This window comes from Methylobacterium indicum, assembly GCF_001043895.1.
Classification (GTDB): domain Bacteria; phylum Pseudomonadota; class Alphaproteobacteria; order Rhizobiales; family Beijerinckiaceae; genus Methylobacterium; species Methylobacterium indicum.
Genome location: NZ_JTHF01000373.1, coordinates 1 through 3,563, shown reverse-complemented (window position 1 = coordinate 3,563; position 3,563 = coordinate 1). Strand labels below are relative to the sequence as shown.

Here is a 3,563-nt window from a genome sequence, read left to right as displayed (position 1 = left end):
TCCAGCTCCTCCGCTGATCCCATCGGGGCGACGCCCCGGACGGACGACGATCGAAAGGGCCCCGGGTCGCAAGACCCGGGGCCCTTTTCTGTACCGACGGGCGGATTCCCGGAGGATCCGGTGCGACCGCCCCGGGCGCGACGCGAGACGGCTGCGCCCGGCGCGGGTGCCGGGATCGCCTCGCGGTCCGCCGGGGGACGGAGTCCGCTCCCGCGGCGCCTCTTCAGAGTGCCGCCCGCTCGTGCTCCGGCGTCGAGACCAGCCGCGCGGCGGCCGCGTTGGCGGCGCGCAACGCGGTCTCGGGGGTATCGCCCCGGGCCAGGTGCGCCGCGAAGGTGCCGACGAACATGTCGCCGGCGCCGTGGGTGCTCACCACCGTGATCGGCAGGGCCGGCAGCGCCACCGGATCGGTCGAGGCGCCCGCCATGGCGACGCCGTCGCCGCCCGCCGTGACCACGACGAGGCCGAAGCGGGCGCTCAAGGTCTCGGCGGCCGTCGCGGCCTGCGCCAGCGACTCCACGCTCCCGCCGCCCAGCATCTCGGCCTCGATCGCGTTGACGACCAGGATGTCGACGTGGTCGGGGAGATCGGTCGCGAAGGGCCGGGCCGGCGCCGCGTTGAGGATCGTGGCGAGGCCGAGCTGCCGGGCCCGGCGCGCCACCGCGGCGTTGACCGCCTCCGGGATCTCGTTCTGGAGGATCAGCACCCGCGCCTGCCCGAGCCGGGCATCCGGGATCTGGTCGGCCTCGATCGCCAGGTTCGCGCCCGAGACGATGACCGCGCCGTAGTCGCCGCCATCGTCGAAGATCGCCACGCTCATGCCCGATCCCGTCCCGGGCAGGATTGCGACCGCGGCGCGGTCCACCCCGGCGCGGTCGAGGCCGGCCAGCAGGCCGCGGCCGAAATCGTCGTCGCCGACGGCACCCACCATCGCGGTCGCGACGCCCTGTCCTTGCGCCGCCGCGGCCTGGTTGCCGCCCTTGCCGCCGAATTTCGGGGCCCAGCGCCGGCCGGTCACGGTCTCGCCCTTGCGGGGGCGGTCCGGGGCGTCGACCGTGATGTCGTAGTGCAGGCTGCCGACCACGACGATCTCGGGCTGCGTCCCCTGCCCGGCCGTGCCCGGCGGGGTGGTGTCGTTTATGGTCATGCGCGCCCCCGGGCGAAACGGTCGACCAGCATGGCCAGCAGGATGATGAGGCCGGTGGCGAGAAGCTGGTAGAAGGCCTGCACGTTCATCAGGGTCAGCCCGTTGCGCATGGCGCCGAGGATGACCGCACCGAGGAGCGTGCCGAGGATGCTGCCCTTGCCGCCCATCAGCGAGGCGCCGCCGATGGCCGCCGCCGCGATGGCGTCGAGCTCCCAGAGATTGCCGAGGATCGGCTCGGCGGCGCCGAGGCGGCCGACGAGGATCATGGCGGCGAGCGCGGCGAGCAGGCCCGACAGCATGTAGGCGCCGATCTTGGTGAGCGCGATCGGCACGCCGGCGATGTGGGCGGCCTCCTCGTTGCCGCCGACCGCCAGGAGGTACTCGCCGAACGGCGTCTTGCGCAGGATCAGCCCGGCGAGGAGCGCCACCGCCAGCACCACGATCACCGCCATGGGGATTCCGCCGACATTCCCGTTCACCAGCGCCCGGAAGCTCTGCGGCACGCCGAAGATCGGGTTCCCGTCCGTCGCGATCAGCGCCAGGGCCCGGTAGGTGCTCAGCGTGCCGAGCGTGACGATGAAGGGCTGGAGGCCGCCAAAGCAGATCAGCGCGCCGTTGACGGCGCCGCACGCCGCGCCGAGCGCCAGCCCGGCCAGCACCGCGAGCACCGGGGGCACGCCGGCGACCATCAGGCTCGCCGAGAGCACCGCCGAGAGCGCCGCGACCGGGCCGACCGAGAGGTCGATGCCGCCCGACACGATCACCAGCGTCATGCCGAGGGCCACGCAGGCGTTGATGCTCGATTGCTGGAGAATGTTGAGGAGGTTGCGCTCGGTCAGGAAGCCCGGGGCCGCGACCGCGAAGACCAGGACGATGAGCACGAGGCCGAGCAGGGTGCCGAAGTCGCGCAACGGCACGCGCAAGCGCGTCGACGCGCCGGGCGCGGGGGCGGCTTTGTCTGTCAGGGTGAGCATGGGCGGGCCTCGACGGCGCAGAGGGGAGGTTCGAAAGAGTCAGGCGGCGCGGCCGGATTGGGGAACCGCGTGGGCGACGATGGCCTGCTCGCTCAGCGCCTCGCGCGGGAGCTCGGCGGCGATCCGGCCCTGGCGCATGACGAGGACCCGGTCGGAGAGGCGCAGCAATTCGGGCAGCTCCGAGGACACGACGATGACCGACTTGCCCTCGGCGGCGAGCCGCTCGATCAGCCCGTAGATCTCCGCCTTGGCGCCGATGTCGATGCCGCGGGTCGGCTCGTCGAAGAGCAGGATCTGGGTGCCGGCGGCGATCCAGCGGGCGATGATGCCCTTCTGCTGGTTGCCGCCGCTGAACAGGCGGATCGGCCGGTCGATCTGCATCGGCCGCAGGTTCACCTCGGCGAGGAGGCGCGCGGCCTCGGCCCGGAGCCTGCGCCCGCGGACGATGCCGCGGGGCGCGAACCGGGGCATCGACGGCAGCGCCACGTTGGCGACCATCGAGCGCTGGGGCACGATGCCGTCGCGCTTGCGCTCCTCGGGGACGAGTCCGATGCCGGCCGCGATCGCCGCCCGGGTGCCGCTCCGCACGAGCGGCCGGCCGTTGACCGTGATGGTGCCGCTGCTGCGCGGATCTGCGCCGGCGACGAGGCGGAGCAATTCGGTGCGGCCGGCGCCGATCAGCCCGGCGATCCCCAAAACCTCGCCGCGCCGCAGGTCGAAGCTCGCATCGACCACCCGCGTCCCGGCGGTCAGGCCGCGCACCGATAAAACCGTCTCGGGTTGCACCGACGAGCGGTGCTGCGCCACCGCGAGCTCGCGTCCGACCATCTGGGCGACGACGGCACTCTCGGTGGTGCCGGCGAGGTCGAGATCGGCGACGAAGCGCCCGTCGCGCATGATCGTCGCGCGGCTGCAGATCCGGAACACCTCGTCCATCTTGTGCGAGACGTAGATGATCGAGACGCCCCGGGCGGCGAGGCCGGCGATGACGGCGGCCAGGCGCTCGAACTCGCTCGGCGTCAGGCTCGAGGTCGGCTCGTCCATGGCGATGATGCGCGCGTTGTCGAGGAGCGCGCGGCCGATCTCGACGATCTGGCGCTGCGCCACCCGGAGGCTGCGGATCGGCGCGTCCGGGCGGATCGCGGAATCGAGCGGCGCCAGGGCCTCGGCCGCCAGCGCCTCCTGCCGGGCGCGGTCGACGAAGAGCCCGCCCCGCCGCAAGGCACGGCCCAGGAACATGTTCTGCGCCACGGTCAGCTCGGGGACCTGCTGCAGCTCCTGGTGGATCATCGCGATGCCGGCGCGGCGGGCCGCGAGCGGCGAGCGCAGGGTCAGCTCCTCCCCGTCCACCGCGATGGTGCCCTCGTCGGGCCTGAGCACGCCCGACAGCGTCCGCATCAGGGTCGACTTGCCGGCGCCGTTCTCGCCGAGCAGCGCGTGGA

The 3,563-nt window shown here is 73.3% G+C and carries 3 protein-coding genes; all 3 read right to left on the bottom strand.

All coding sequences use genetic code 11. The features are described from left to right. Positions 1-223: 223 nt before the first annotated feature. Positions 224-1,147: a PfkB family carbohydrate kinase gene (locus QR78_RS30245; protein WP_048431335.1), complete on the bottom strand. Its 924-nt coding sequence runs from the start codon at positions 1,145-1,147 to the stop codon at positions 224-226. Further along, positions 1,144-2,121: an ABC transporter permease gene (locus tag QR78_RS30240; RefSeq protein ID WP_048431334.1), complete on the bottom strand. Its 978-nt coding sequence runs from the start codon at positions 2,119-2,121 to the stop codon at positions 1,144-1,146. The genes QR78_RS30245 and QR78_RS30240 overlap by 4 nt, the downstream gene beginning before the upstream one ends. Positions 2,122-2,160: 39 nt before the next feature. Further along, positions 2,161-3,563: sugar ABC transporter ATP-binding protein (locus QR78_RS30235; RefSeq protein ID WP_048431333.1), on the bottom strand; the 1,403-nt coding region annotated here is incomplete at its 5' end.